This is a genomic window from Hymenobacter sp. BT491 (assembly GCF_014349165.1).
In the GTDB taxonomy this organism is placed as follows: domain Bacteria; phylum Bacteroidota; class Bacteroidia; order Cytophagales; family Hymenobacteraceae; genus Hymenobacter; species Hymenobacter jejuensis.
Genome location: NZ_JACSJJ010000003.1, coordinates 218,334 through 242,744, shown reverse-complemented (window position 1 = coordinate 242,744; position 24,411 = coordinate 218,334). Strand labels below are relative to the sequence as shown.

Genomic DNA, 24,411 nt, shown 5'->3' with positions numbered 1-24,411 from the left:
GCAGTTGGAGGCGCAATATGCATCGCGGAAAGGGAAGCACTCGCCAAAAAACGGATGGGTGCCTTATAAACTCCTTAAAGCCGCCTTAAGATTTTCTTAAAATGCACCCCGGTGCTGGCCGGGCAGCATCTTCGTCCGATTATTGTCGTTAGGGCCGCAGGGCCACGGCGGGTAATCGGCAAGTGGGGCAGGGCCCGGCTCCCTGTCTGCTTGCTAGCTGCCCCAACTTTTCACGCTACGAGCCTCCGTTATGCGCATTCTGGTAATCGAAGACGAGCCCGGCATTGCCCGCTTTCTGAAGCAAGGCCTGGAGGAAGAAGGCTACACCATCGACGTGGCAGACACCGGCGATACCGGCTTGGCCCAAGCCGTGGCTCAGCCCTACGACCTACTGCTGGTCGACTGGATGCTGCCTGGTCTGACGGGTTTGCAGGTGTGCCGGCAGCTACGGGCCCAGCACATTGCCACGCCCCTGATTTTTCTGACGGCCAAAGACACGGTGCAAGACACGATTGCCGGCTTGCAAGCCGGTGCCAACGACTACATCAAAAAGCCTTTCCATTTCGAAGAATTGCTGGAACGCATTCGGGTGCAGCTACGCCCCGCAGCAGGGTTGGCCGAGCGGTTTTTCGTCGGCCCGATTGTGCTGGACGTGGCAACGCATCAGGTGTACAAGAACGAAGAAGAAATTGCGCTGACACAGAAGGAATTTGCGCTGCTCGAATACCTACTGCGCCACAAAGGAAAGGTATGCCGGCGCCAGAAAATCATTGAAAACGTGTGGGATATCCACTTCGAGTACAACACCGGCGTGATTGACGTGTACATGAACGCGCTGCGCAAAAAGCTGCGCCTGAGCAAAGACGAAGACTACCTGCAAACCATCCGCGGCATTGGCTATGTCGCCCGCGACTAAATGAATCTGGCTTTCAAGGATCGTATTGCGTGGCACTACATGCTGGCCACCGCCGCCCTGATTGCGGTGGTGTACGCGGTGGTGTTCCTGGTGGTGCAGCAGCAGGTATATGCCGACCTCGACCGCAGCCTGCGCTACGAAGCCGCCAAGCACCAGCAGGAGCTGACGATTGTAGGCGGAAAAATTCTCTTTTCGCACAAAGGCGAGTGGCAGGAACGCGAGCACCGCGAAGTCCAGGTCGATCCGGTATTTATTCAGATCAACGATTTGCAGGGCCGGCTCATGGACCGCTCGCCCAATCTCAAAGCCGACCGGCTGCTGTTCGCGGTCCGCACCGATGGAATGTCCCTGCTCAACTCGGAGCTGCGCGGCAAGGCCATTCGGCAGGTGCAAGAGCCAATTGTGCGAGAAGGGCGCCCAGTCGGCTACCTCGTGGCGGCCATCTCATCAGAAGCCGCTCAGCACGTACTCGACAGCTTGGGCATGGTGCTACTGCTCTCGTTTCCGGTGGTGCTGGTGGTGCTTTTTGGCATGGCTCGCCGCTTGGCCGGGCGCAGCATTGCGCCCATCACTGAGATCACGGCCACTACTAATCGCATCACTCAGAGTAACTTAGCCGAGCGCATCGCCCTGCCGCCGCGGCCCGACGAGCTGCACACGCTGGCCAGCGCCATCAACGGATTGCTGCACCGCGTAGAGCGGGCCGTGGAGCGCGAAAAGCAGTTTACCGCCGATGCTTCGCACGAGCTGCGTACGCCGCTGGCAGTGCTGAAAGGCACGCTGGAAGTTCTGATCCGTAAGCCGCGCACGAGCGCCGAGTACGTGGAAAACATCGCCTTGGGCATTGGCGAAATCGATCGTCTGACGCACCTAGTGGATCAGTTGCTCTTGCTGGCTCGTTTTGAAAACCACGCTAAGAGTCTAAATCGGCAGGAGCTGACCGTCCTTGCTTGCGTACACGACGTGTTGTATCGACTGCGTAATACCCTCAACACCAAGCATATACGAGTAGATGTGCAAGATGGTGATACCGAGCCCATTGTCTCCGATCCGTTTCTGGTCGATTTGATTCTGGAGAACCTGCTCACCAACGCCGTCAAGTATTCGCCGGCCGGCTCTACTATTACCGTCGTGCTGAGTTCCGGCGCCGACCGCCTCACCTGCACGATTATTGACCAAGGCATCGGCATCCGGCCCGATGAGCTAGGCCGCATTTTCGACCCCCTGTATCGCTCCGACGCGCTGGCACACAAGGAGATAGGCGGCACCGGACTTGGGCTCTCCATCGTAGCCAAAGCCTGCGCCTTGCTGCACATTAAGCTGGATGTGCAAAGTGAGTTAGGCCAGGGCACCACGTTTACGCTTGAGTTTCCACGCGGCGCTTAGGTTGTAAGTGATTTGTAATCAACAAATTGATTATAAATAACAAAGCCCCCGTACCGTATTCATTGGCGCGGGGGCTTTGTTGCTTAGTCGATCAGCCTTACACTTTCGGCTCCGACATCATCTCACGGCTCCAAAAGCGACCGATGGCTAGGTTAGCCACAAACGCGTCGGCGCCGTCGCCGATGCTCACGCCATCGCCCTGCAAGATGTCGTCGGCCCCGCCGTAGGCGGCGGCTTTCAGCAACGCCTTGCCAGCGCTGGCCGCGCCAACGGGTTTGCAATGTCGGTACGCTTCGTTTATAAAATTCACAGCATCAGGCTGTTGGGCTAGTGCCTGGACGCTTTTGTCGCCGCCGGCTACGTACACTCCGTCAAACATCACGGAGGCAGTAGTTTGCAGGCTGAAGTCAATCCTGATGGTTTCGCCGGCGCCGGTGCGTAGCTTGCCCAGGTGCGGTGCCACCAGCTTAGCCTGCGCGCCGCCGGCTTCCAGAGCTTTTTTCATAGCGGTGATGGAATCTCCATCGGCCCCGTCGGCGGCCAGAATGGCTACCTGCTTGGTTTTGATATTCTTATCGGCGTTCAGCGGGGTATTTTCGATGCTCAAGGCATCCGACTTTCCTTCTTTTCCCGTGAGCGGACGCGACTGATACTCAGCCGGATCAGCATCGGCAGGGACGCCTAAATTGAGCTGCACGCCTTCCGCCGAGGGAATTTCCAGACCCAAGCCCTTCGCAACGCGGGTGGCCAGCTCGTCGGCAACTTGGGCAAGCTGAATCAGCATGCGCTCGCGCACCGATTCTTCCTCTACTTTACCCAGTTCAAATTGCAACGCTTTCACAATGTGCACCTTTTCCCAGTCGGCCTGGCTGTTCCAGAACAGGCGGGCCTGGCTGTAGTGGTCGCGGAAGCTCTTGCTGCGGGCCCGCACTTTGTTGCCGTCCACGCGCTCCTGGTAGCTGGCAAAGCCGCCTTCCGACTGCTTGGCCTGCTTAGGCGTGTTTTCGTTGAGCAGGTTGGGGCTGTAGCTGGTTTTGCCCACGTTGATTTGCTGGCGCATATGGCCGTCGCGCTGGCCGTTGTGCACGGTCACCACCGGGCGATTGATCGGAATTTCGTGGAAATTCGGGCCGCCCAGGCGCTTAAGCTGGGTATCGGTATACGAAAACAAGCGGCCTTGCAGCAGGGGGTCATTGCTGAAATCGATGCCGGGCACTACGTGGCCCAAATGAAAGGCAACTTGCTCAGTTTCAGCAAAATAATTGTCGGGGTTGCGGTTGAGCACCATCTTGCCGAGCTTCGTTACCGGCACCAGTTCTTCGGGAATAATCTTGGTCGGATCGAGCAGGTCGAAATCGAACTTCATTTCGTCCGCTTCCTCCACAATCTGCACACCCAACTCCCACTCGGGGTAGTTGCCGTCTTCGATGGCCTGCCACAGGTCGCGGCGGTGGAAGTCGGGGTCTTTGCCTGAAATCTGCAATGCTTCGTCCCACATTACCGAGTGCACGCCCAGCTTGGGCTTCCAGTGAAACTTCACGAAGCGGGCTGTGCCTTGCGCGTCGATCAGCCGGAAGGTATGTACGCCAAAGCCCTCCATCATGCGCAGGTTGCGCGGAATGGCACGATCCGACATCACCCACATAATCATGTGCATTGATTCGGGCGTGATGGAAATGAAGTCCCAGAACGTGTTGTGTGCCGATGCCGCCTGCGGAATCTCGTTGTGCGGCTCGGGCTTTACCGCGTGCACAAAATCCGGAAACTTGATGGCGTCCTGGATGAAGAACACCGGCATGTTGTTGCCCACTAGGTCAAAATTACCTTCTTCCGTATAGAATTTTACGGCAAAGCCGCGCACGTCGCGGGCTAAGTCCGAGGAGCCGCGCGAACCGGCCACCGTGGAAAAACGCGTAAACACCGGCGTTTTGGTGCCGGCCTTCAGAAAGTCGGCCTTGGAATACTGCGCACCCGTGTCGTAGGCCTCGAAGTAGCCATGCGCCGCCACGCCGCGGGCATGCACCACGCGCTCCGGAATGCGCTCGTGGTCAAAATGGGTGATTTTTTCGCGCAGAATGAAGTCTTCCAGCAACGTCGGGCCGCGGTCGCCGGCCTTCAGCGAGTTCTGGTCGTCGTTGACGCGCAAGCCTTGGTTGGTCGTCAGAAACTTACCCGTGCTGTCTTCCCGGTTCTGCTCCAGCTCACTTAGCTTGGCGTTGTGGTTCTTTTCTGATTTTTGCTTGCTCATAGAAATTGAAAGAAGGTATAAGGTAGAAGAAGTGGGCCCGGTAGCAAAAGCGAAGCCGCAGCCCGCTTTCTGTTACGGAACTCGGCCTACTTCTATCTTATATTCAACTTAAAATTGCCTTAAAATCGGTGGGCGGCTGCCTGCAACGAGGTGCCCGACAACGGGTTAGTTTTGCCAAAACGGTTGTTTAACAGGCCCCAATGCCATGAGCACAATCCACAACGAGCGGTTTGCAGCGGCAATCCGGAAGTTTGACGAAGCCAACAGCGCCGACCCGCACGTGGAGGATGCCGAGGGACGCCGCTACCCCAAAGAGTTGCTCTACGCGCAGCGCATGAGCGATTGCCTGGATCGGGTGACGCCACAGGCCAGCGAAGCCCTGCGCTTGGCGGTGCGGTGTCAGCACATCCGGCGGTGGGAGATTCCGCGCCACGACTTCCCCATGGACCGGCCGGGGTACCACCAGTGGCGCAACCGCCTGAAAAAATTCCATGCCGAGCTTGCAGGTCGTATTTTGCAAGATGTTGGCTATGAGGAAGATATAATCGGACGTGTGCAGGCCTTGGTACAGAAACAGCAACTACAGCTCGACCCCGAAGTGCAGTTGCTGGAAGACGTTATCTGCCTCGTGTTTCTGGAATACTACCTGCCCGATTTTGCGGCCCAGCACCCCGAGGAAAAGGTGATCGACATCGTGCAGAAAACGTGGCGCAAAATGACGCCGCAGGGCCACGAATGGGCGCTGGCGCTACAGCTGCCGCCAGCCGCGCAGGACATAGTAGCCAAAGCGCTGGCCGGCTAAACGGCGTCGCTTTACAAAGCCGGCGTCAGCACCGACGGCACGGCCACAAACTCATTCTGCGGTGCCTCGCAGGTGGGGCAACGGTACCCGACAAGCGTCGCGAACGGCGTGCCCGGCGCGACTTGGCTGGCTTCGTCGCCGTAGGTTTCGTCGTACACAGTCAGGCAGTTTTGGCACTGATAAATGGCGGGCAGCGATGCTAGAGGTGGCTCTGCTACGGGCGGTTCTTCCAGGTATAAAGAGTTGAGAACCTGAGCTGTTTCGCTCTGCAACTCATAGAATTGGTTGCAAAGTTGGATCAAATACCAACTCAGGCTTTCCCGGTTTACCTTCTTCCGGAAGCTGACAAAATCCTTCGAATTTGGGTTGAAATCGCGGGTGCGTAGAATTTCAAATTGCTCCTCGCGCAGGCCCAGCGCCTCAGGTTGTTGGGCGCGGATGACGATGGAGCCAAACCCGCCGGTTTTGGGCTTGGTTTTGATCGCAAAGCAGAGATGATACGTCCGGACGTCCTCTTCGTTAAACTGGCGTACTAGGTCGTTTTTCAGGGTTAGGCCGTAGTCGCAGAGGTCTTCTACTTGCCAGTTCAGCTCGTTGGCGGCGTAGCGCACGTTGAGGCGGTGCTTGCACAGTACGGTGTCCCACAGGTTGCGGTCGGCCATTTCTATCCCTTTCACAATCAATGATTTCCAGGGCGTGGAATACAGTCCGCCGATGCGCGTTTTGAGGCAAACTTGGCACACATCCTTCAGGAAAGCGACCGGAAACCGCTCGTCGCGACGGTAAATACCCAGCCACAGCTTCGTGCCGTAAAGGTTGAAGCCTTCGTAGTAGGGGAGGGTGAAAGCTGGCGGGGGCAAGTCGGGGGCCGGCGGGGCCAGTGCGGCCGTTGGGCGGGTCGTGATTAGGCTCAGCAGCCGCAAGCCGTCAAGGACAGGCTGGTCGTAGAAAAGCTCTTTGTGGGCAAAAATGACTTGCTCCAACGTTTGGCACAACTCCGGACCCTAATTGTAGTAGGAGAGGTAGTGGCCCTGGGGCATTCTATCCCGTCATTCGAAGGTCCTCAAGCCGCGAGCTGGAGGTAAGAAAAGCCTTACGCTTTGTCGAGGGCGAGGCGTGATTCTTCGAGATCCAGCTCGTTCTCGATCTTGCGCAGCATTTCTTCGCTGGTTTGCTCTTCTTTGCGCAGCTGTTCCAACACGCTCCGCTCAAACCGGATGATGGCTTCTTGCAATTGCTGAAACTGCGTGATGGGTTTCTCATCGAGGCGGCTGGCCCGCACGCCGGCCAGCCGGTTATGAAGCCGCTCCATCCGGATTTCGTAGCGGCTTTGCATGCGCGCCAGCACGTCGGGAGGCGCGTGGTCGGCGCCGGCGGGGCTGTTGAGGTAGGCCACCGTTTGATTGGCCAAGTGCAGCCGCAGGTTAATTTCCTCGCGCTCGACGCTTCCGTCGGGCCGAATGCCGAGCCAGCGAATCAGCGGCACCAAGCTCAGGCCTTGCCCCACGAGCGTGCAGAAAATCACGACGAAGGTGATGAACAAGATTAGGTTGCGGTGCGGAAAGGGTGTGCCGGGGCTCAGCGTCATGGGCAACGCCAGCGCCGCCGCCAGCGACACGACGCCGCGCATGCCAGTCCAGGCCACCACCGTAACCAACGGCAGCGATGGCCGCGGCTCGCGCTCGCGAATGGAGCGGCTCAGCCAGCGCGGCAAATACGTGCCCGGATACACCCAGAGCAGCCGACCTATAATAACGATCAGGCTAATGAGCAGGCCATAGCCCAATGCCCGCCAAGCCGATACTTCCTGCATGTCATCCAGAATGGTTGGCAAGGCCAATCCGATAAGGATGAATACCAAGCCATTGAGCAGCAACACAACGGTATTCCAGACGGCGTAGGTCTGCAGGCGGGCTTGGTGGGCAAATAGCTGGGCAGCCCGTCGGGTCAGAAATAAGCCCGCTGCCACCACCGCCAACACCCCCGACACATGCACGGCTTCGGCCGCCAGGTAGGCAAGGTAAGGCGTCAGAAAAGTGAGGCTCGTGGCTACTACCGCGTTGCGGGAAAAGCGATGCAGCCAAAACGCGGCCCACCCAATTGCCAATCCAATGCCGGTGCCGGCCACCGCTACCCACACCAATTGCAAGCTCGCTTGCCAGAATACAAACTGTCCTGTTAGTACCGCTGCCAGGGCATACCGATAGGCAATTAGTCCGGTTGCGTCGTTTACCAAGCTCTCGCCTTCCAAGATCGTCACCACTTGGCGGGGCAGCTCCAGCCCTTTGGTGGCACTGGCCGCTGCCACGGCGTCGGGAGGGGAAAGGATGGCGCCCAAGACGAACGCCACCGGCCAACTAAACCCCGGCAGTAGCCAATGCGCCGCCACGGCTACCAGACACGTAGTAAACAGCACGCAGCCCAACGCAAGCAACCCAATGGGTCGGCGCGCCGCTTTGAAGTCGGGCCACGAGGTACTCCAGGCGGCCGCATACAGCAACGGCGGCAGAAAAAGCAGAAACACCAAGTCGGGAGCGAGGGCCACTCGCGGCAAACCCGGCACCATACCCAATCCCATGCCGGCCAGCACGAGCAAGATCGGATAAGGAAGCTTGAGGCGATCGGCTACTTCGGCCAGCACGGTAACCGCCGCCAGCAACGCAAGAATCAGTTCGAGGTGAGGCATAGAAGACAGAAGCAGCAGCTAGTCAGGCGCAACCGCCCGGAAGGCAGTGTCTAGCCACGCCTCCAGGCGATAGTAAGAAACTATTTTTTAACGACTTATTAAGCGCATCCGCCCCGGCCCGCCGCCGTAGGTGTCGGGCAGAAACTATAATAAGGTTATTTTATCATAAGTAATTGACAGTAAATAAATTATGAATAAGCATCAAATTTGTCCCCAGCCCTTGACAGTGGCCCCGCCGAAGATGCTACGGTTTACCGCCGGCGAAAAAATGCCGTAGGGAAAAGCCGGGTCGAGGGCGCTACTTTCGTCCAGCGTGCGCAGGTGTTCGGGCGTAAGGTGCAGTTCGAGCGAAGCCAGATTGTCGTGCAGCTGCTCCAGCTTACTGGCCCCCAAGATGAGCGATGTAATGCCAGGCTGGGCAGCCGCCCACGCTAAAGCTACCTGCGCCAAGGGCCGATCAAGCGACGTGGCTACGGTGCGTAAGGCATTGAGTACGCCCCAGTTGCGGTCGGTAAACTTGCTGTTGCCAAACGGATTGCTGCCGCTGAGTCGGCCCTGGCCGGTGGCGCCGGAACCATCTTGCTCGTATTTGCCAGCCAGAAAGCCAGCTGCCAACGGACTCCACGGCGTAATGCCGAGTCCGCATTCACGGGCTGCGTGCACATGCTCGCGCTCGATGCTGCGCTCCACCAACGAGTATTCGACCTGCATGGCAATCGGGCCGGGCAAGGCGTGCGCCGCGGCCAGCGTGGCGGCTTTGGTGGCGTACCAGGCGGGCATGTCCGAAAAGCCGAAATAGCGAATTTTGCCGGCCCGCACCAGATCGCCCAACGATTGCAGTACTTCCTCGACCGGCGTTACCAAGTCCCAGGCGTGCATCCAGTACAGGTCGATGTAGTCGGTGCGGAGGCGCTTAAGCGAGCCCTCCAGCGCCCGGTGCATGTTCTTACGCCCGTTGCCGCCGGCATTGGGATTGCCGGGTTGGGCGTTGAATGTGAATTTGGTAGCCAGTACGAGTCGGTCGCGCAGGCTGCGGCTGGCAATGTAGCCGCCTACCAATTCTTCGCTTCGGCCACCCGCATAGACATCGGCTGTATCGATGAAATTGCCGCCCGCATCGGTGTAGGCGTTGAAAATAGCTTCGGATACTTCGTCGGGCGAGCCCCAACGCGGCGTGCCAAAAGTCATGGTGCCCAAGGCATGGGGGCTAACCACTAAGCCCGAGCGACCAAGTGTGCGGTAGGCGGTAAGGTCCATAATGTCAGGTGGTTAGTGTGCTGAAATTCGAAAAGCGGCGGGCGTCAGGCCCGTTTTGCTTTTGAACAGGCGGGTGAAATATTGCGGGTATTCAAATCCCAGTTGAAAGGCCGTTTCGTTGATGGAAAGTGAGGTGGTCAGCAGCAGGCGCTTGGCTTTTTCGATCAGGCCTTGGTGCAAATGCTGCTGCGTATTCTGGCCCGTCAGGGAGCGCAGCATATCGCTCAGGTAAGCCGGCGACACCCGCAATTCGTCGGCGAAATGCTGCACAGTGGGCAGCGGCTGTTCGCCGTCTTGGGCAAAATAAGCCGTTAGTAGCGTTTCAAAACGGCTTACCAAATCGTGTTCGGTAGTACGGCGCGTCAGGAACTGTCTGTGGTAGAAGCGGTTGGCGTAGCTGAGCAATACTTCGAGCTGCGAAATCAGCACGTCTTGGCTGAAGGCATCAATAGGCTGCTCGTATTCGCCCTGAATGCTATGCAGCAAGCTATCGAGCACTTTCTCCTCCCGGTCGGAGAGGTGCAGGGCTTCGTGCAAGGCATAGGAGAAGAAGCCATAGCTGGCTATTTTCTTGCCTAACGGATACTTCAATAGCAGGTCGGGGTGGAAGACCAGCATCCAGCCGCTAACCTCCGAGGTATCAAGGCTTTCGCTGACCGCAAATACCTGGCCCGGCCCCACAAAAACCAGTAGGCCTTCGCTAAAGTCGTACGACTGATGCCCGTAGTGCAGCAGCCCCTTGAGGTTGCGCTTTAGCGACACGGTATACAGTTGCTGCACAACCGGCGTAGTCACGCGCGGCAGGTCTCGGCAGGCAGCCAAATCGATGAGCGTGAGCAACGGATGCGCCGGCGCCGGCAGTCCAAAAAACCGGGTATAGTCGGTTACGGTAGACAGAACACGAAACTCTTTTGCGGGATTTTTCATAGATAGGAGGCGCTAACGGGCCTTTGTACGCAAAGGCCTGTTAATCTTGGCTTTAGCTAAATTCTTTAAAAGCCAGCCGGATACGCGGCACCCGTGGCGCTGCCTACCGGCATGATGGCGTCCAGCTCATTCAACTCCTGCTGGCTTAAGGAAATACTGGCGGCTGCCACGTTGGCTTCCAAGTATTTACGGCGCTTGGTGCCCGGAATGACGACTACATCCTGCGCCAAGACCCACGCCAGTGCCAATTGCGCGGCCGTTACGCCTTTCGTATCGGCTAGGGCTTTTAGCTTTTCAACCAGCGCCAGGTTTTTGTAAAAATTCTCGCCTTGGTAGCGCGGGAAAAAGCGGCGCGAATCGTTGGCTTCGAAGTCGTCGGGCGTTTTGATGTCACCCGACAAAAAGCCCCGCCCAAGTGGCGAATACGCCACAAACCCAATGCCCATTTCGCGGGCTACTTCCAGAATGCCCTCTTCCTCTACCCGGCGGTCGAAAAGTGAATACTCGGTTTCGAGCGCCGAAATGGGGTGTACCGCGTGCCCACGGCGCAGGATATCTGCCGGCACTTCCGACAGGCCCAGGTAGCGCACTTTGCCTTCCTCCACAAGGCGACTCATGGCGCCTACCGTGTCCTCAATAGGCGTTTCTGGGTCGAGGCGATGCAGGTAATACAGGTCGATGTAGTCGGTGCGGAGGTTGCGCAGGGAGCGTTCCACGGACTTGCGTACGTATTCGGGGCGGCCGTTGTATTTGCCGGTCCAGGTTTCGTTGTCGTCTATTTCGAAGCCAAACTTCGTGGCCACGATAAACTGCTCGCGCTTGCCCGCGATGGCTTTGCCAACCAAGCGCTCGTTCAGCATCGGGCCGTACAGATCGGCCGTGTCGAGCATGTTGACGCCCAACTCCAGCGCTCGGTGCAGGGTGGCAAGGCTTTCTTTCTCGTCGGCCTCGCCGTACACGCTCATGCCGTTGATGCCGCCCGTCATGCCCATGCAGCCCAATCCTTCGACGGGTACTTCCAACCCTTGGCTGCCTATCGCTACTTTTTTGAGAATATTCATACGGAATGGATAAGGGTAAACGCGAAGTGAATGTTTTTACCCTGCAAAGATCCAAGCGTGGGCTACAGCCGGAGCTACACAAAATCCAGTTTCTACGACACAAAACGGCGCTAGTACGGGCGAGGGAGTGCGTACCAGACGGCATTTTATGTCACAGAAATCCTAGTAGAAAAGAAAATAGACTCAATTTGTATCTAATTGACAATGAATTGATTGTATGTGCTTTTGTAAGCCCTTGTCCGGTTTCAGCAAGAGCGAACCTGCTGATAGCAGAATTTCAACTGGCCGTGAGCGCGGAGCGGAGTAAGAGTATAAGGATGTATATGTATAAAAGAAGAAAGGAGGATAAAATGACCGTTAGCGGGTCGGATCTGTCCGGCCTAAAGGGAAACGGCAAGGTCCAAGTGCATTTATAGTATTATATGAATACGATACAGGTGAATTCTATAGAAAGAGAATATGGCTCATTATTTAAATAGTATTGATTTTATATAATTATTTCTTCTGTAAAGTATGGTTTTTCAATGGCTTCGGCTATTGGCTGTTAGGCAAAAAGGTGACTTTGATACTCGCCTTATCTATAAGCTAATACTTAGTCTTTTTGGAAGTTATGGCTAGAAAAAATGTTTTTTAATTTGGTTTAAATGACTTTAGCAACATGCGTTTGTACATGTATGACTTATCATAGTTTGGAAAACGGTTTTATCACAAATTTCTTGACATCCATTTACTCAGTAAACCCTGCTATCTTTACAATAGGATCTAGCATACTCATCTTGCAAGGACACACACAGGATGTGACAAACCAGCCCGGTTGGTTGTGAAAAAATCACCCCTAAAATCCAATGTCAAGGCTGGAATTTTGTTAGGTTTGGAAAATCATAAACCCTTTTCACTCACTTAAAAGCCACAAAACAACACTTCACTCACATGAAAAAACTGTTTCTATTGTTCAACCTTTTGCTCTTTACAGCCCTGTTGCAGCAGGTTGTGGCGCAAAATCGCTCCATTTCTGGGCGAGTAACTGACCGGGCTTCCGGCCAGGGACTGCCAGGAGTAACCGTTGTTGTGAAAGGCACAACGGTAGGAGCTTCTACCAATTCGGATGGAACGTATGCGTTGAGCGTGCCTGCTTCGGCTACCGCTCTTACCTTCAGCTCCATTGGTTACATTGCAGTAGAAAAGACTCTTGGTGATGCTTCTACTTATGATGTAGCCCTGGCTACCGATTCCAAGCAGTTGGGCGAAGTAGTCGTAACGGGTGCACTGGGTATCCAGCGTCAGCAACAGCAAGTAGGTTATGCTACGGCTTCGCTGGATAGCAAAGAGTTGACCCAAGCCCGCGTTACTAACGTTGCCAACGGCCTCGCTGGTAAAGTGTCGGGTCTGCAGATTCAGACTCTGAACAACGGTGTTAACCCAAGCCCACGCGTAACGCTGCGCGGTAGCCGCTCCTTGACCGGTAACAACGAAGCCCTTATCGTACTGGACGGTGTTATCACCACGAACGATGTGTTGGGAGCTCTTAACCCCGACGATATCGCTTCTATCGACGTGCTGAAAGGTGCTAACGCAGCAGCTTTGTACGGTTCGCAAGCTTCTAACGGTGCCTTGATCATCACCACCAAAAAAGGCAAAGCCGGTACTTCGCAGGTTACTTTCTCGCACACTTCGCAGTTCGAGTCGATCTCGTTCCTGCCTAAGTTCCAGAAAGAATTTGGTCCTGGCTCACCTGACTGGTACAACAACTCAGACAACGCCAAAGCTGGCGTGTTCTTCAAACCCGACAATACCCCTGATACAGGCTACGGCTACCAGTACCAAGGCTTCGAAAACCAGCAGTACGGTCCTCGTTTCGACGGTTCAGTTCGTCCTTTCGGTCAGGCTTTGGCTAACGGAGACGTACAGCAACTCACGTATGAGGCCCGCCCAGATGAGAAGCGTAAGTTTTTCAACACTGGCTATCAGATGCAGAACGGCGTAACGTTCTCGGGTGGAAATGACAAAACGAAGTTCTTCGCTTCTTACCAGAACCTGCGCAACAATGGCATCGTGCCGAAAGACGTATTTGACCGGAACGCCTTCCGCTTCAATGCTTCGCACGAAATTGGTCGTTTGACGGCTGGTTTCAACATTTCGTACACGCAGCAAAAGGCTAATGTTACCTCGAACCTGGACCGTAACACCTCTGTGTACTGGAACGTGTTCAATACGTCGGTAATGGCTCCGCTCACGTCGTACAAAGACTACCAAAACGACAAATACTCCGATCCAAGCTTCGGCTATTACAACGCCTACTACTTCAACCCGTACTTCATCATCGATGCTAACCGCACGACTGATCGTCGGAATACAGTACAGGGTAACATTGACTTGTCTTACAAGCTAACTGATTGGTTGCGTGTGCAATACCGTTTGGGTACCACCACTACTGCCCAATCGAACGAGAACACGCAAAACAAGTTCACACTCGCACCAGGTTCTCCTAAGCAAATCGCCAGCTACACTGGTTTTGTACAAGACCTGAGCAGCAACTTGACGCGCATCAACTCGGATTTGTTCGCCAGCATGGACAAAACCTTTGGCGATTTCAGCGTGCAGGCCATCCTGGGTAACAACGTTCAGCAGCTGGACAGCCGTTATGACTATGTAGCTTCAACTGCTTTGGCTGTGCCGGTTACGGATGCAGCAGGTGTATTCAACCTGCAAAACCGCATCGGTAACTTAGATGGCCGTGCAGCTCGCGCTCAAACCCGCTTGTACGCCTTCTACGGAGACCTGACCCTCGGTTACAAAGACTTCTTCTACCTGCACGGTTCAGGTCGTAACGACAACATTTCTATCCTGGATGCTGGCAATCGCAGCTTCTTCTACCCTGCGGTAGATGCATCTTTTGTTGTTACCAACGCTGTTCAGTCTTTGAAAGACCTTTCTTTCTTGGATTATGCTAAGATCCGTGGCGGTATCTCTAAGGTGAGCCAAGTAAACTTGTCAGGTGCAACCGTCAACGGTGTGTACAACACGGGTGGTGCTTACCAGACTGCTGCTACCTATCCCTTAGCACTAGGTTTCCCCTTCCCTTCGCGGGCATCCTTCACCGCAGCTGGCCAACTGGTTCAGCCCGGTCTCAAGCCTGAAGATACCCGCTCGATCGAAACAGGTATCGAACTCAGCTTCTTGCAGCGTCGCATCGCGGCCGCTGCTACTTACTACGCTCAGCGCAGCACCAACCAAACGGTTAACACAACTATCTCTGGTGCATCGGGTTACCAAACTCTTCTGCTGAACGCAGGTGAAGTGCAAAACCAAGGTGTTGAACTTGACCTGAATCTGACTCCCATTCGCTTAGAGAATGGCTTGAGCGTGACGGTTGGTGGTAACTTCAACTACAACAACAACAAGGTAATTTCGCTTCCAGGCGATTTGCCACAGCTCGTGCTTGCTGGTAGCGGTGCCGCTGGCCAAACTACCAACGCAGACTTGTACGCTATCAAAGGCAAGCCTTTCCCTTCTTTGGTGGGTACCTATTATCAGCGCACCGACGATGGCCGGGTGAAAATGGCAAAAGTGAGTGATCCGAATGATCCGACCCTGCAGCGCTACGTTCCGCTGATTGCTACGGACACCAAGAATTTCGGTAACACTCAGCCGAAGTACAAGTATGGCTTCAATGCCAACATCACTTACAAAGGGTTGACGCTGTCTGGCCAAGGTGAACTCCGCACGGGCTATGTTGTGTACAACACCATTGGCGAAAACCTCGACTTCACGGGTGGTGGCCAACGCAGTGTACAGTTCGGTCGTCAGGATTTCGTATATCCTAACTCGGCTATTCCTCAGACGGATGCCGCTGGCAATGTCACCTATGTGCCTAACACAACGGCACTGACGCCTGGTGGTTCGGAGTTCTGGGCTAACACGCCAACTTGGAACACGGGCGTAGCTGAAAACTACGTTACCTCAGGTAAATTCTTCAAGATCCGGGAAGTATCGCTGAGCTATGCGTTGCCGACTGCTATGGTATCAAAAATTGGCTTGGTGAAGGGTGCTTCGGTGAATCTTTTTGGCCGGAATATCTTTACGTGGGTACCGAAATCAAACATCTATACGGACCCCGAATTCAGTAACACCGCTATCGGCAGTAATGCCATTGGTATCAACACTGTTTTGCAAACGCCTCCTACCAAATTCTACGGGGCAACGCTTAACGTAACCTTCTAATCTGATTTATTCATGAAAGCACTTTTTAGAGTCCTGCTCGCTGCAGCGCTTACCTCTACAGCGACAGGTTGCGAGAATTTTCTCGATATAAACAAGAACCCCAATACTGCTACCTCAGTAACTCCCGATGCACTTTTGGCTAACGCTCTTGTTACCACTGCTGCTATTTACACGGGCGGTATATCTGCGGGCAGTAACTATAACACCTATGCCAGCTTTGCTGCTGGTTATTGGGGTAAGTCGGGTACGGTAAGTGGCTTTTCGCAAGAGCGTACTTACACGTATTCCACTACTTATTACCAAGCGCTTTGGAACAACACCTATGACAACCTGAATGACTACAACCTCATTCAGCAGCAAGGTGCGACTACTTACCCCAACCATGCGGCTATTGCCCGCATTATGAAGGTGTATGATTTCCTGTTGCTGGTAGATGAGTACGGTGATATTCCTTACACCAGCGCATTGAAGGGACTTGGAAACACGACTCCTACCTATGACAAGGCAGCTGACATCTACAAGGATTTGGTAGTGCAGCTAAAAGGAGCAGTGGCTGATATCAATGCAGCACCTGCTTCGGCTCCTGTTGTAGGCAACGAAGACGTCGTATTTGGTGGCGGCGCTGCTGGTATGACTCGTTGGAAGAAGTTTGCCAACAGCCTGCGTCTGCGTATTTTGTTGCGTGAGTCGTCGACCAACGACGCCGCACTGAATTCTTATGTAGCCACAGAAATGGCTGCTTTGCAGACTGCTGCCGACGGCTTCATTGACCGCGACGTAGCAGTACAGCCAACTTACACGGCTAATACCAACCAGCAAAACCCGTTCTATGACCGTTACGGATTTGCTGCAGGTGCTACCCGTGCACAGTCGGAGTACAGCTATATCCTGCCTACGAACTACATCATCCGGCAGTACGAGAGCAACAGCGATAACCGTATCACTCAGCTCTACCGTGTTGGCCAGATTAATATCGCAGGCACAACAACTGCCAAAGCTGGGTACGCCGGAACCGACCTAGGTGAAGCAGTGCCTCCGCAGTTTGACCCTACAGATGGTGCTACCGTTGGCTCGCGTTTCCTGCAAGGCGGAACTTTCTTGCGCAGCGCTACTGCTCCAACCATACTGATGCTCCTGTCTGAGCACCTCTTCTCGAAGTCTGAAGCCGAAGCGCGTAATTTGATTACCAACGGTGATGCCAAGCAGGATTACCTGGACGGCATCAAAGCTTCGTTCGTGACCACTTACCGTGACGGTAACACTGTACCTACTACGTTGGCTGCCTCCGCTTCTGCTCCGGGCACCACGCAGTATGCAGCCTACCTGACTGCTAATGCTGCCAATGGTTTGGTAGATTGGGACGCCGCTACTACAACTGTGCCTGAAGGAACAGCTGCTTCCACTGCTCCGCTCACTACTCCGCGTGCCGTAAGCAAGACTGATAAAATTCTCTATCAGAAGTACTTAGCTGAAAACACGATTGCTAGCGTTGAAGCATGGGATGACTTCCGTCGTACTGGCCAGCCTAAATTTAAGCCGGCTCTAACTGCAAATCCGATTCCGAAGCGTTTGTTTTACCCACAAACGGAGGTTAGCACCAACCAAGCTAACATCCCAGCTGGCGTAAATCAAAACACGCGAATCTTCTGGGACGTGGTAGACTAACCGAGTCCACCTCCAGAATACAAAAAAGGGCTGCCCAATTGGGCAGCCCTTTTTATTTAGCACGTTGGCAAAAGCAAACAGTTAGTTCTGCATCAAAAAACCTTTGATGTACTCATCGAGGTCACCATCCAGCACATTCTGCACGTCAGTGCGCTCGATGCCGGTACGCAGGTCCTTAATGAGCTTGTAAGGATGCAGCACGTAATTGCGAATCTGCGAGCCAAAATCGATGCGTTTCTTAGTGGCTTCCACCTTATCACGCTCGGCGTGGCGCTTGTCCATCTCGATCTGATAAAGACGCGATTTGAGCATGCGCAGCGCGTGTTCCTTATTCATGAGTTGGCTACGCTCAATCTGGACGGCGATGATGATGCCCGAAGGGGCGTGGGTAAGCCGCACGGCAGTTTCCACCTTGTTCACGTTCTGACCACCCGCGCCGCCCGCCCGAAACGTATCCCAGGTAATATCGGCAGGGTTGATCTCGATGTTGATGGTATCGTCGATAACCGGGTAGGCAAATACCGAAGCAAACGACGTGTGGCGCCGCCCGCTGCTATCGAAGGGCGAGATGCGAACCAGCCGATGCACCCCGATTTCGCTTTTGAGGTAGCCGTACGCGAAGTCTCCGTCGATCTCAAGGGAGGCCGACTTGATGCCTGCGCCCTCGCCGGGCTGGTAGCTGATCTGCCGGACGCCAAACCCGTGGCTTTCCGCCCACATAATGTACATGCGCATGAGCATTTCGGCCCAGTCCTGGCTTTCGGTGCCGCCGGCGCCGGGGTTGATGTCGATGATGGCCGAGAGCTGGTCTTCCTCATCAGAAAGCATGCGCTTGAATTCGAGTGCTTCGACGGCTTTTAGGGCCTTATCGAATTCCTGCTGCATTTCCTGCTCGGTTGCTTCGCCTTCTTTGTAAAAATCAAAGAGTACCTCCACGTCGCCCACGGTTTGCTCTACTGCTTCGTAATCGGTGGTCCATACCTTTTGGCCCTTGATTTCTTTCAGTATGGCCTCAGCCTTTTTGGAGTCGTCCCAAAAGTCGGGGGCGGTAGTCTGCTTCTCGATTTCGTCTACTTGGGCCTTGCGCGTATCGTAGTCAAAGGTACCTCCTCAGGGCCTCAGCGCGGCCCTTCAGTTCCTTAACCTGGTCTTGGGTCATGGGAATCTTAAAAGTGAAATGTTAGGACTGGAATGCACTAAAGGTCTCAAAAAATAAAGCGGCTAGCTCTAAAAAGAGCCAACCGCTTTATAAAATATTGATTATCAGATGTTTATGCAGAAAGGTAGTTTGGTCTTAAACCTGTACCATCCAGCCGTGGGTATCAGGAGCAGCGCCCGTGCGGATGGCCGTCAATGCGTCGGATACACGCCGGGAAAAGGCCTGTGGACCGGTCGTGGGCAACGTATGGTCTTGGCCTTGGTACCCGATTACGGCAATGGGCGCAATGGTGGCCGCAGTGCCAACGCCGAAGGCTTCCTCTAGCGTACCCGCCGCCAAAGCATCCAGAACTTCAACGGCCGAGACTTTGCGTTCTTCGACGGTCATGCCCCAATCGCGGGCTAGTTGAAGCACGCTGCGGCGCGTAATACCATCCAGAATGGAAGTGCTCAGCGCCGGGGTAATGAGTTTGCCTCCAATGACAAATGCCACGTTCATCGTGCCCGATTCCTCGATGTAGCGGTGTTCCGAAGCGTCGGTCCAGAGCAGCTGGTTGTAGCCTTCCTGCTGAGCCAGCTTGGTTGGGTACATCGACGCGCCGTAGTTGCCGGCATTTTTAGCGTAGCCTGCGCCGCCTTCGGCCGAGCGCACGTACTTTTCTTCGAAACGCACCCGCAATGCTTTGTTATAAAACGCGCCTACGGGGCAGGTAATGATCATGAAGCGATACGTATCCGAAGGACGTACGCCCAGCATGCCGTCGGTGGCAAACATGAACGGCCGAATGTACAGCGAAGTCCCTTGGGTGTTCGGCACCCATTCGGCGTCCAGCTTGATGAGTTGCAGCAGGCCTTGCATAAACAGCTCTTCGGGCACGGCAGGCATGCACATGCGCTCGGCCGAGGCGTTGAGGCGCCGCAGGTTATCTTCCGGACGAAAAACAGCAATATCGCCTTGCTCGTTTTTGTAGGCTTTCATGCCCTCAAAAATGGCCTGACCATAATGCAAAGCCGAGTTAGCAGGACTTACTGTGATGTCGCCGTAGGGCACAATCTGAGGCTCTTGCCATTCGCCATCGCAGTAGTCCACCACAAACATGTGGTCGGTGAAGGTTTTCCCGAACTCGAGGTTTTCGGGGTCCAAGAGCGCCAGGCGCGAAGCCGTGGTGCGTTGGGTCCGGATGGTTAGGGTTTCGAGCATAAAAGTGGGGGTGGGTGGAAATGTGTGTTGAAGGAAGGGTGGGTGGTATTCTTAAAACGGGATTCCGGAGTAGCAGTTGCCGGGTGGGGGGTTCGGCAACGGGTACGTTACAGGCGCGGTTTCCAAGTAACCTCTTCCGCGCCCAAATCGTGCGCCATCTGGCGACTAAGCACGAACAGATAATCAGATAAACGGTTTAGATATACAATCACCAAATCGGCCACGAACGCATCTTCGTGGAGCGCAATTGCCAGGCGCTCGGCGCGTCGGCATACGCAGCGCGCCACATGCGCGTACGACACCGAGGCGTGTCCGCCGGGCAGGATAAATTCCCGCAATTCCGGCAGGTGCTCGTTCATCTGATCGATTTCGCGCTCCAGCAGCAAAACGTCGCCGTCGTGCAGATCCGGAATTTTCATCTTCGACTTTTCAGGGTCTGATGCCAGGGAAGCGCCAATGGTGAAAAGCCGGTCCTGAATTTCTTTGAGCATCTCACGGCGCGGGCCGTTTACGTCTTGGTCGCGCACCAAGCCGATGTAAGAATTCAGCTCATCGACGGTTCCGTAGCAATCAATTCGCAGGCTCGATTTCGGGACGCGCGTACCGCCAATTAAGGAAGTGAGGCCTGTGTCGCCCGTCTTGGTGTAAATTTTCATTCAGCAATTGTCATTTGCCAAGCAACAGTCGGCCAGCCAGTATGGATAAGTATACTTTGTAAGTAACTGATAATCAAGTATTTATAATTCGTATAGTTGTAATGGGAGCGATAAGCTTGTCTAACCCGGCACCGTCAGATGGTCGTGCCGGGCAACATCAGTGTTTACGGCATCCGACTCGACCAAGCCATCGCGCAGGCGCACAATGCGGTGGGCATACCGCGCAATATCCTCTTCGTGCGTTACCATGATAATGGTATTGCCTTTGGCATACAGCGCCTCAAACAGGTCCATGATCTCGTAACTCGTCTTACTGTCGAGGTTACCCGTTGGTTCGTCGGCCAGGATGATGCTGGGGTCGTTAACTAGTGCGCGGGCAATGGCCACGCGTTGGCGCTGACCACCTGATAGCTCGTTGGGGCGGTGTTTGGCCCGGGTTTCCAGGCCTACGCTTTTGAGGGCTTGCATGGCCTTTTCTTCGCGGTCGCTTTTGCTAAAACCTGCATAAATGAGCGGTAGCGCAACGTTATCGAGTGAAGTAGCGCGCGGCAGCAGGTTGAAGGTTTGGAAAACGAATCCGATTTCCTTGTTCCGAACTTCGGCCAGCTGGTTATCGGTCATGCGGCTAACATCCTGACCATTAAGTATATAACGTCCGCTGGTTGGAGTATCCAGGCAGCCCACAATGTTCATGAGGGTAGACTTGCCCGATCCCGAAGGACCCATGAAAGCGACGTATTCGCCCCGTTGGATGGTGATGGTGACGGACCGCAACGCGTGGATGCGTTCGGTACCCATCTGGTACATTTTGGAAATATCGGTTGTTTCGATAACGGGGTGCAGCATAACCAAGCCAAGAGGTTAGTTCCAGGGGGCAGTAGCCGCAGCCTGCGCGGCGCGGCGCGCGTCGTACTGAGAACGAAAGGTAGCGTATTCCAGGGGGGAAAGCAACGAGCGCAATTTCTCCAAAGAGGCCTCCGCATATTCCGTCAAACCAGCCGGAATAGCTGCCAAAGCGTATCCTTTCAACAGCTGCGGCGAATCTGCATTGTATTCCAAGCTGCGCAGTAGCACGTCGTAAGCAGCGGCGAAGTCGCGTCGGTGCGCATAAAAGTTAGCGGCGGCCAGCACTCCTTCTTCCACGTAAGGGGCCTGATTGGCAAGCTGTTGGTAAAGCTGGGCCGCCTGTGTGGGGTTGTTGCTTAGCTCGGCCGCTACTGCGCGGTAATAGAGGCGGTAAGGCTGGTGCAAAGGCTCGAAATACGCGGTACGAGCAAATTGCTGCAATGCTGCCAGCTGTTTGCCACGCACTAACAGATTACCTCTCAAGATATTCCACTCAGAAGTTTGCGGCGACTTGGTGGTAGCCTGCGGGGCAAACTCCTCGATGACTGCCTGCACATCTGCTAGCTGGTTGCTGACCAACGCGCGCCGCGCTTGCGCCAGCATGGCGACTTGCCGGGCCGGCGCAGCACGAATAGCTTTCGGAGCAGACAATTGCTCTGATGGGGGCAACTCAGCACCGCGCAAAACGATGTATTGTGCCCGAACCGAATCAGTGGCCTGCCCGAAGTCGGTGGGGTAGCGGAGTTGCAACACTTGCACCAATTGCCGGGCAGCCTGAGCCTGGCTGGCATCGGGAATGCGCGTTGCCCGCACGGCGGCGACGCGTGCCGAATCAGGTTGGTTGCTCAGTGCCAAAGCGTATGCTCGTGGCAAATGCGCATCGGCATAGCCATTGGTTGCGGCTTCCGTGAAACGCGCTGCTGCTGAAGCGTTTGCGCCTTCCTCCAAAAGCCACAGACCTTGCAGATGTTGGTAGTACGCCACACCGGGCGAATTGCCAGTGGTCAAAGGAAGCAGGGTGGCTTGGGCCGTAACGGGCCGGTCTCCGTACTGCTGCGTAAGCGCCACCAAGAACGTCAACTGATCGAAATATGCGCTGTTGCCTTGCCGTTTTACCAACTTGGTCAGCGCTGGCAGCAACGTAGTGTCATGGGCAACGGCGCGACGCAAGGCATCGTGATAAAGGCGCGAAAACTCTGGCAAGGTCAGGTCCTGATCAGAAGCCAAAACCTTCACCTTCGGAGCCAGCTTGCCCGTAAGTTGGGCCAAAAGCAATGCGTTGCTCTGAATAACGGGTTGACTATCAGGTGATTTTGTTTCTTCGGTTAGCTTCTGGGCTTCAGCCAATTGCTGTTGCTGCACCAGAAATGCAATGCGATTGGCGCGAATTACTGGGTTTTCAGGCGCCAGCGCCTCGGCCCGGTGCAAGTAAAACTCAACCGAATCGGTAATGGTCGAACGGGTGTAAAGCTGTGCCATGTCGTTGGCGAGCGCTGCACTCTTCGGCGCACTTTTGAGGCCTTGACGCAACACCTGCAAGCGATCGAAGAAGTCGTTGGGCTCGTTGTAGAGCGAGGCCAGGCGCAGCGAAATCTTCTCTGAAGGCCGCCGACTCAAGGCCCTGCGCAGCGCATTGATCTCGTTTTGGCGTTGGGCACGAAAGTGATACAACGCCGCCCGCCCAAGGCTGGCCTTGTGGTTGAAGCGATCGAGGACGTCGCTCTCGGCGTAGTAGCGCTCGGCCAGCAGCGCCAGCGCATCAACTGTTGGCTGTTGTTCGCTCTGGAGGCGGGTCAGGTCGCCTAGGTTATTGAAGTAACCGGCCTGCACCTGGTCGCGCAGAAAAAAGTTGTTTCGTGCCTGCACCGCGACAATGCCCGCAATGCCCAGCAAATACACCACGTACAGCGGAAAGCGGCGCGGGTTATACACCACGCGATACACGCGCAGGCGCTGCCGAATAAGCTGCGCGAAGTTGATGAGGATATACAGCAAAAATGCGCCCCCGCAGGTAAGAAAGGCCAGCGCCACGAAATCACGACCCGCCGTCAGCAACGGGTCGTTGGCTGTAGCAAACGCGTACCCCACAAAGCCTAATGCTAACACGCAGAACGTCAAATAGTTATACCTGGCGCCGGGCGCATACGGCAGCCATTCGCCATAAGAGGTAGCGCGGCGCTGCAACCCAAACCAGCCGATAACCATGGCCGGCAGCAGCAATACGTACGGATCGAGGTGAACGCCCGGCAGAATCAGTAGCTCGCCATCGTTGAGGTAGTACATGAGCAAAATGCCCAAATACAGGCCGCTAGCCAACAAGAAAGGCAGCAGCCCAAAACGGCTGGACGCATTTTCGGCCTGCGTATTAAACCACAGCAAGCCGTGAATATTCTCGAAGGCCACCCACAGAACGAGTAACCCCACCGCGATTGCACCGGAGGTAGTAGCGTAACTGGCTAAATGTAAAGCAGTTGTGTTGGCGGGGTAATCGCTGCGCAGAAAGAGCAGCGCCGACAATCCGGCAAGTAAACCCGCAAACAACAGGATGCGCTGCCACAACGGTACATCCGTCCAGAAGGCATGAAAAGTATAGGCCGGCACACCCAACGCCAGCAGCGCCAGCATCAGAAAGTACTGCTTCTGCGCGTCGAAAATGCCCAGCAAGTCGGCATTGAACGACATGAGCAGGAAAATCACGAAGGCCATGCCTGCCACAAAAGCCGGGCGGGCGAGCGTACTAATCGCCGCTAGCGCATAAGCCAAGGCAATCGCTACGAGCACCAACAGTGCAGCGGCCGCTTCCGGGCGGACGTAAGGGCCCGCCATGTCGTAGGTTTGGGTAATCAGGTAACCATTGACGCGCATTGGCAGCGCCGCCAAGCCCACCTGTACCTGGTGTAGTACCAGCGGTACGGGCTTGAGCTGCGGTACGGGCAGCAGCGGAAACGTCTGGTCGTTGCCGGTGACATAGTGGTAGCAGGCTAGGCCAAAGGCCAGCAACACCAAAAGGCCCAGCCCCAGAAGCGGGCTGCGCCAAAGCGACCGAGATTGCGAAACTGAAGAAATCGGCACCCGAAGTTAGTCCAGTACTTTCGGTACGCGGAAATAATCCGAGTCTTTGCGCGGCGCGTTGCGCAGCCCGTCTTGGTGACTGACAGTGTTGCGCGGCTCATCGGGACGAAGCACGTTGATCTCTTGCGATAGGTGCACCAGCGGCTCGATGTTGCTGGTGTCGAGCTGGCGCAGTTGATCTACCCAGTCCAGAATCTTGTTCAGGTCGCCGAGCATTTCCTGCTCTTTGGTAGCATCAAATTCCAGACGGGCCAGATGTGCCAGATTGCGGAGCGTGTTTAGATCGGTACTCAAGGGATATGGAAATAA

General features: G+C 55.1%; 17 protein-coding genes. 5 read left to right on the top strand and 12 right to left on the bottom strand.

Going from position 1 to position 24,411, the window contains the following annotated elements; translation table 11 throughout:
* Positions 1–250 precede the first annotated feature (250 nt).
* On the top strand, positions 251–916 hold the full coding sequence (locus H9I52_RS12540; RefSeq protein ID WP_139516240.1) for a response regulator transcription factor: 666 nt from the start codon (positions 251–253) through the stop codon (positions 914–916).
* Positions 917–2,302: a sensor histidine kinase gene (locus tag H9I52_RS12535; RefSeq protein ID WP_187454161.1), complete on the top strand. Its 1,386-nt coding sequence runs from the start codon at positions 917–919 to the stop codon at positions 2,300–2,302.
* Positions 2,303–2,399: 97 nt separating this feature from the next.
* Here the strand turns inward: H9I52_RS12535 and H9I52_RS12530 are convergent, their stop codons facing one another.
* A complete protein-coding gene (locus tag H9I52_RS12530; protein ID WP_187454160.1) occupies positions 2,400–4,550 on the bottom strand; it encodes a catalase in 2,151 nt (716 codons plus the stop codon).
* 205 nt (positions 4,551–4,755) lie between these two features.
* On the opposite strand from H9I52_RS12530, the gene H9I52_RS12525 reads away from it, so the two are divergent.
* A complete protein-coding gene (locus H9I52_RS12525; protein ID WP_187454159.1) occupies positions 4,756–5,352 on the top strand; it encodes a DUF4202 domain-containing protein in 597 nt (198 codons plus the stop codon).
* An 11-nt stretch (positions 5,353–5,363) separates the two neighbouring features.
* Here the strand turns inward: H9I52_RS12525 and H9I52_RS12520 are convergent, their stop codons facing one another.
* From H9I52_RS12520 to H9I52_RS12500, 5 genes are all read right to left on the bottom strand, one after another.
* Complete coding sequence (locus tag H9I52_RS12520) at positions 5,364–6,335, bottom strand: rubredoxin (protein ID WP_187454158.1); 972 nt, start codon at positions 6,333–6,335, stop codon at positions 5,364–5,366.
* Between the two features lie 110 nt (positions 6,336–6,445).
* Positions 6,446–8,038 carry a Na+/H+ antiporter gene (locus H9I52_RS12515; protein ID WP_187454157.1) on the bottom strand — a complete coding sequence of 531 codons (1,593 nt, stop codon included), beginning with the start codon at positions 8,036–8,038 and terminating at the stop codon, positions 6,446–6,448.
* Positions 8,039–8,239: 201 nt separating this feature from the next.
* The gene (locus H9I52_RS12510; protein WP_187454156.1) at positions 8,240–9,295 is read right to left on the bottom strand and encodes an aldo/keto reductase; all 1,056 of its coding nucleotides are present in this window, start codon (positions 9,293–9,295) and stop codon (positions 8,240–8,242) included.
* Between the two features lie 12 nt (positions 9,296–9,307).
* A complete protein-coding gene (locus H9I52_RS12505) occupies positions 9,308–10,222 on the bottom strand; it encodes a helix-turn-helix domain-containing protein (RefSeq protein ID WP_187454155.1) in 915 nt (304 codons plus the stop codon).
* A 65-nt stretch (positions 10,223–10,287) separates the two neighbouring features.
* Positions 10,288–11,283 carry an aldo/keto reductase gene (locus H9I52_RS12500; protein WP_187454154.1) on the bottom strand — a complete coding sequence of 332 codons (996 nt, stop codon included), beginning with the start codon at positions 11,281–11,283 and terminating at the stop codon, positions 10,288–10,290.
* A 930-nt stretch (positions 11,284–12,213) separates the two neighbouring features.
* Here H9I52_RS12500 and H9I52_RS12495 point away from each other — a divergent pair.
* A complete protein-coding gene (locus tag H9I52_RS12495; protein WP_187454153.1) occupies positions 12,214–15,504 on the top strand; it encodes a SusC/RagA family TonB-linked outer membrane protein in 3,291 nt (1,096 codons plus the stop codon).
* A gap of 12 nt (positions 15,505–15,516) precedes the next feature.
* Positions 15,517–17,169 carry a SusD/RagB family nutrient-binding outer membrane lipoprotein gene (locus tag H9I52_RS12490; protein WP_262386061.1) on the top strand — a complete coding sequence of 551 codons (1,653 nt, stop codon included), beginning with the start codon at positions 15,517–15,519 and terminating at the stop codon, positions 17,167–17,169.
* Between the two features lie 81 nt (positions 17,170–17,250).
* Here the strand turns inward: H9I52_RS12490 and prfB are convergent.
* From prfB to gatC, 6 genes are all read right to left on the bottom strand, one after another.
* Positions 17,251–18,328 (bottom strand): peptide chain release factor 2 gene (gene prfB / locus H9I52_RS12485; RefSeq protein ID WP_139516252.1). Its coding sequence is split into 2 segments (ribosomal slippage): positions 17,251–18,276 and positions 18,278–18,328, totalling 1,077 coding nucleotides; the frame shifts between segments, so codons are not numbered across the junction.
* Between the two features lie 135 nt (positions 18,329–18,463).
* Positions 18,464–19,528 carry a branched-chain amino acid aminotransferase gene (locus tag H9I52_RS12480; protein WP_139516253.1) on the bottom strand — a complete coding sequence of 355 codons (1,065 nt, stop codon included), beginning with the start codon at positions 19,526–19,528 and terminating at the stop codon, positions 18,464–18,466.
* Between the two features lie 107 nt (positions 19,529–19,635).
* Positions 19,636–20,184, bottom strand: a complete 549-nt coding sequence (locus tag H9I52_RS12475) for a cob(I)yrinic acid a,c-diamide adenosyltransferase (RefSeq protein WP_139516254.1) — start codon at positions 20,182–20,184, stop codon at positions 19,636–19,638.
* A 120-nt stretch (positions 20,185–20,304) separates the two neighbouring features.
* Positions 20,305–21,030 (bottom strand): ABC transporter ATP-binding protein, encoded by a 726-nt coding sequence (locus H9I52_RS12470; protein WP_187454151.1) that lies wholly within the window; start codon positions 21,028–21,030, stop codon positions 20,305–20,307.
* Positions 21,031–21,045: 15 nt separating this feature from the next.
* Entirely contained in the window at positions 21,046–24,102 is a 3,057-nt protein-coding gene (locus H9I52_RS12465; RefSeq protein WP_187454150.1) for a hypothetical protein, read from the bottom strand.
* Between the two features lie 6 nt (positions 24,103–24,108).
* The gene (gatC, locus tag H9I52_RS12460; protein ID WP_139516257.1) at positions 24,109–24,396 is read right to left on the bottom strand and encodes an Asp-tRNA(Asn)/Glu-tRNA(Gln) amidotransferase subunit GatC; all 288 of its coding nucleotides are present in this window, start codon (positions 24,394–24,396) and stop codon (positions 24,109–24,111) included.
* Positions 24,397–24,411: the final 15 nt, after the last annotated feature.

What these genes read in the sequence shown, in the direction of transcription:
- H9I52_RS12540 (WP_139516240.1), top strand. Translation starts at nt 251, where the DNA reads ATGCGCATTCTGGTAATCGAAGACGAGCCCGGCATTGCCCGCTTTCTG.
- H9I52_RS12535 (WP_187454161.1), top strand. Translation starts at nt 917, where the DNA reads ATGAATCTGGCTTTCAAGGATCGTATTGCGTGGCACTACATGCTGGCC.
- H9I52_RS12530 (WP_187454160.1), bottom strand. Translation starts at nt 4,550, where the DNA reads ATGAGCAAGCAAAAATCAGAAAAGAACCACAACGCCAAGCTAAGTGAG.
- H9I52_RS12525 (WP_187454159.1), top strand. Translation starts at nt 4,756, where the DNA reads ATGAGCACAATCCACAACGAGCGGTTTGCAGCGGCAATCCGGAAGTTT.
- H9I52_RS12515 (WP_187454157.1), bottom strand. Translation starts at nt 8,038, where the DNA reads ATGCCTCACCTCGAACTGATTCTTGCGTTGCTGGCGGCGGTTACCGTG.
- H9I52_RS12510 (WP_187454156.1), bottom strand. Translation starts at nt 9,295, where the DNA reads ATGGACCTTACCGCCTACCGCACACTTGGTCGCTCGGGCTTAGTGGTT.
- H9I52_RS12505 (WP_187454155.1), bottom strand. Translation starts at nt 10,222, where the DNA reads ATGAAAAATCCCGCAAAAGAGTTTCGTGTTCTGTCTACCGTAACCGAC.
- H9I52_RS12500 (WP_187454154.1), bottom strand. Translation starts at nt 11,283, where the DNA reads ATGAATATTCTCAAAAAAGTAGCGATAGGCAGCCAAGGGTTGGAAGTA.
- H9I52_RS12495 (WP_187454153.1), top strand. Translation starts at nt 12,214, where the DNA reads ATGAAAAAACTGTTTCTATTGTTCAACCTTTTGCTCTTTACAGCCCTG.
- H9I52_RS12490 (WP_262386061.1), top strand. Translation starts at nt 15,517, where the DNA reads ATGAAAGCACTTTTTAGAGTCCTGCTCGCTGCAGCGCTTACCTCTACA.
- H9I52_RS12480 (WP_139516253.1), bottom strand. Translation starts at nt 19,528, where the DNA reads ATGCTCGAAACCCTAACCATCCGGACCCAACGCACCACGGCTTCGCGC.
- H9I52_RS12475 (WP_139516254.1), bottom strand. Translation starts at nt 20,184, where the DNA reads ATGAAAATTTACACCAAGACGGGCGACACAGGCCTCACTTCCTTAATT.
- H9I52_RS12470 (WP_187454151.1), bottom strand. Translation starts at nt 21,030, where the DNA reads ATGCTGCACCCCGTTATCGAAACAACCGATATTTCCAAAATGTACCAG.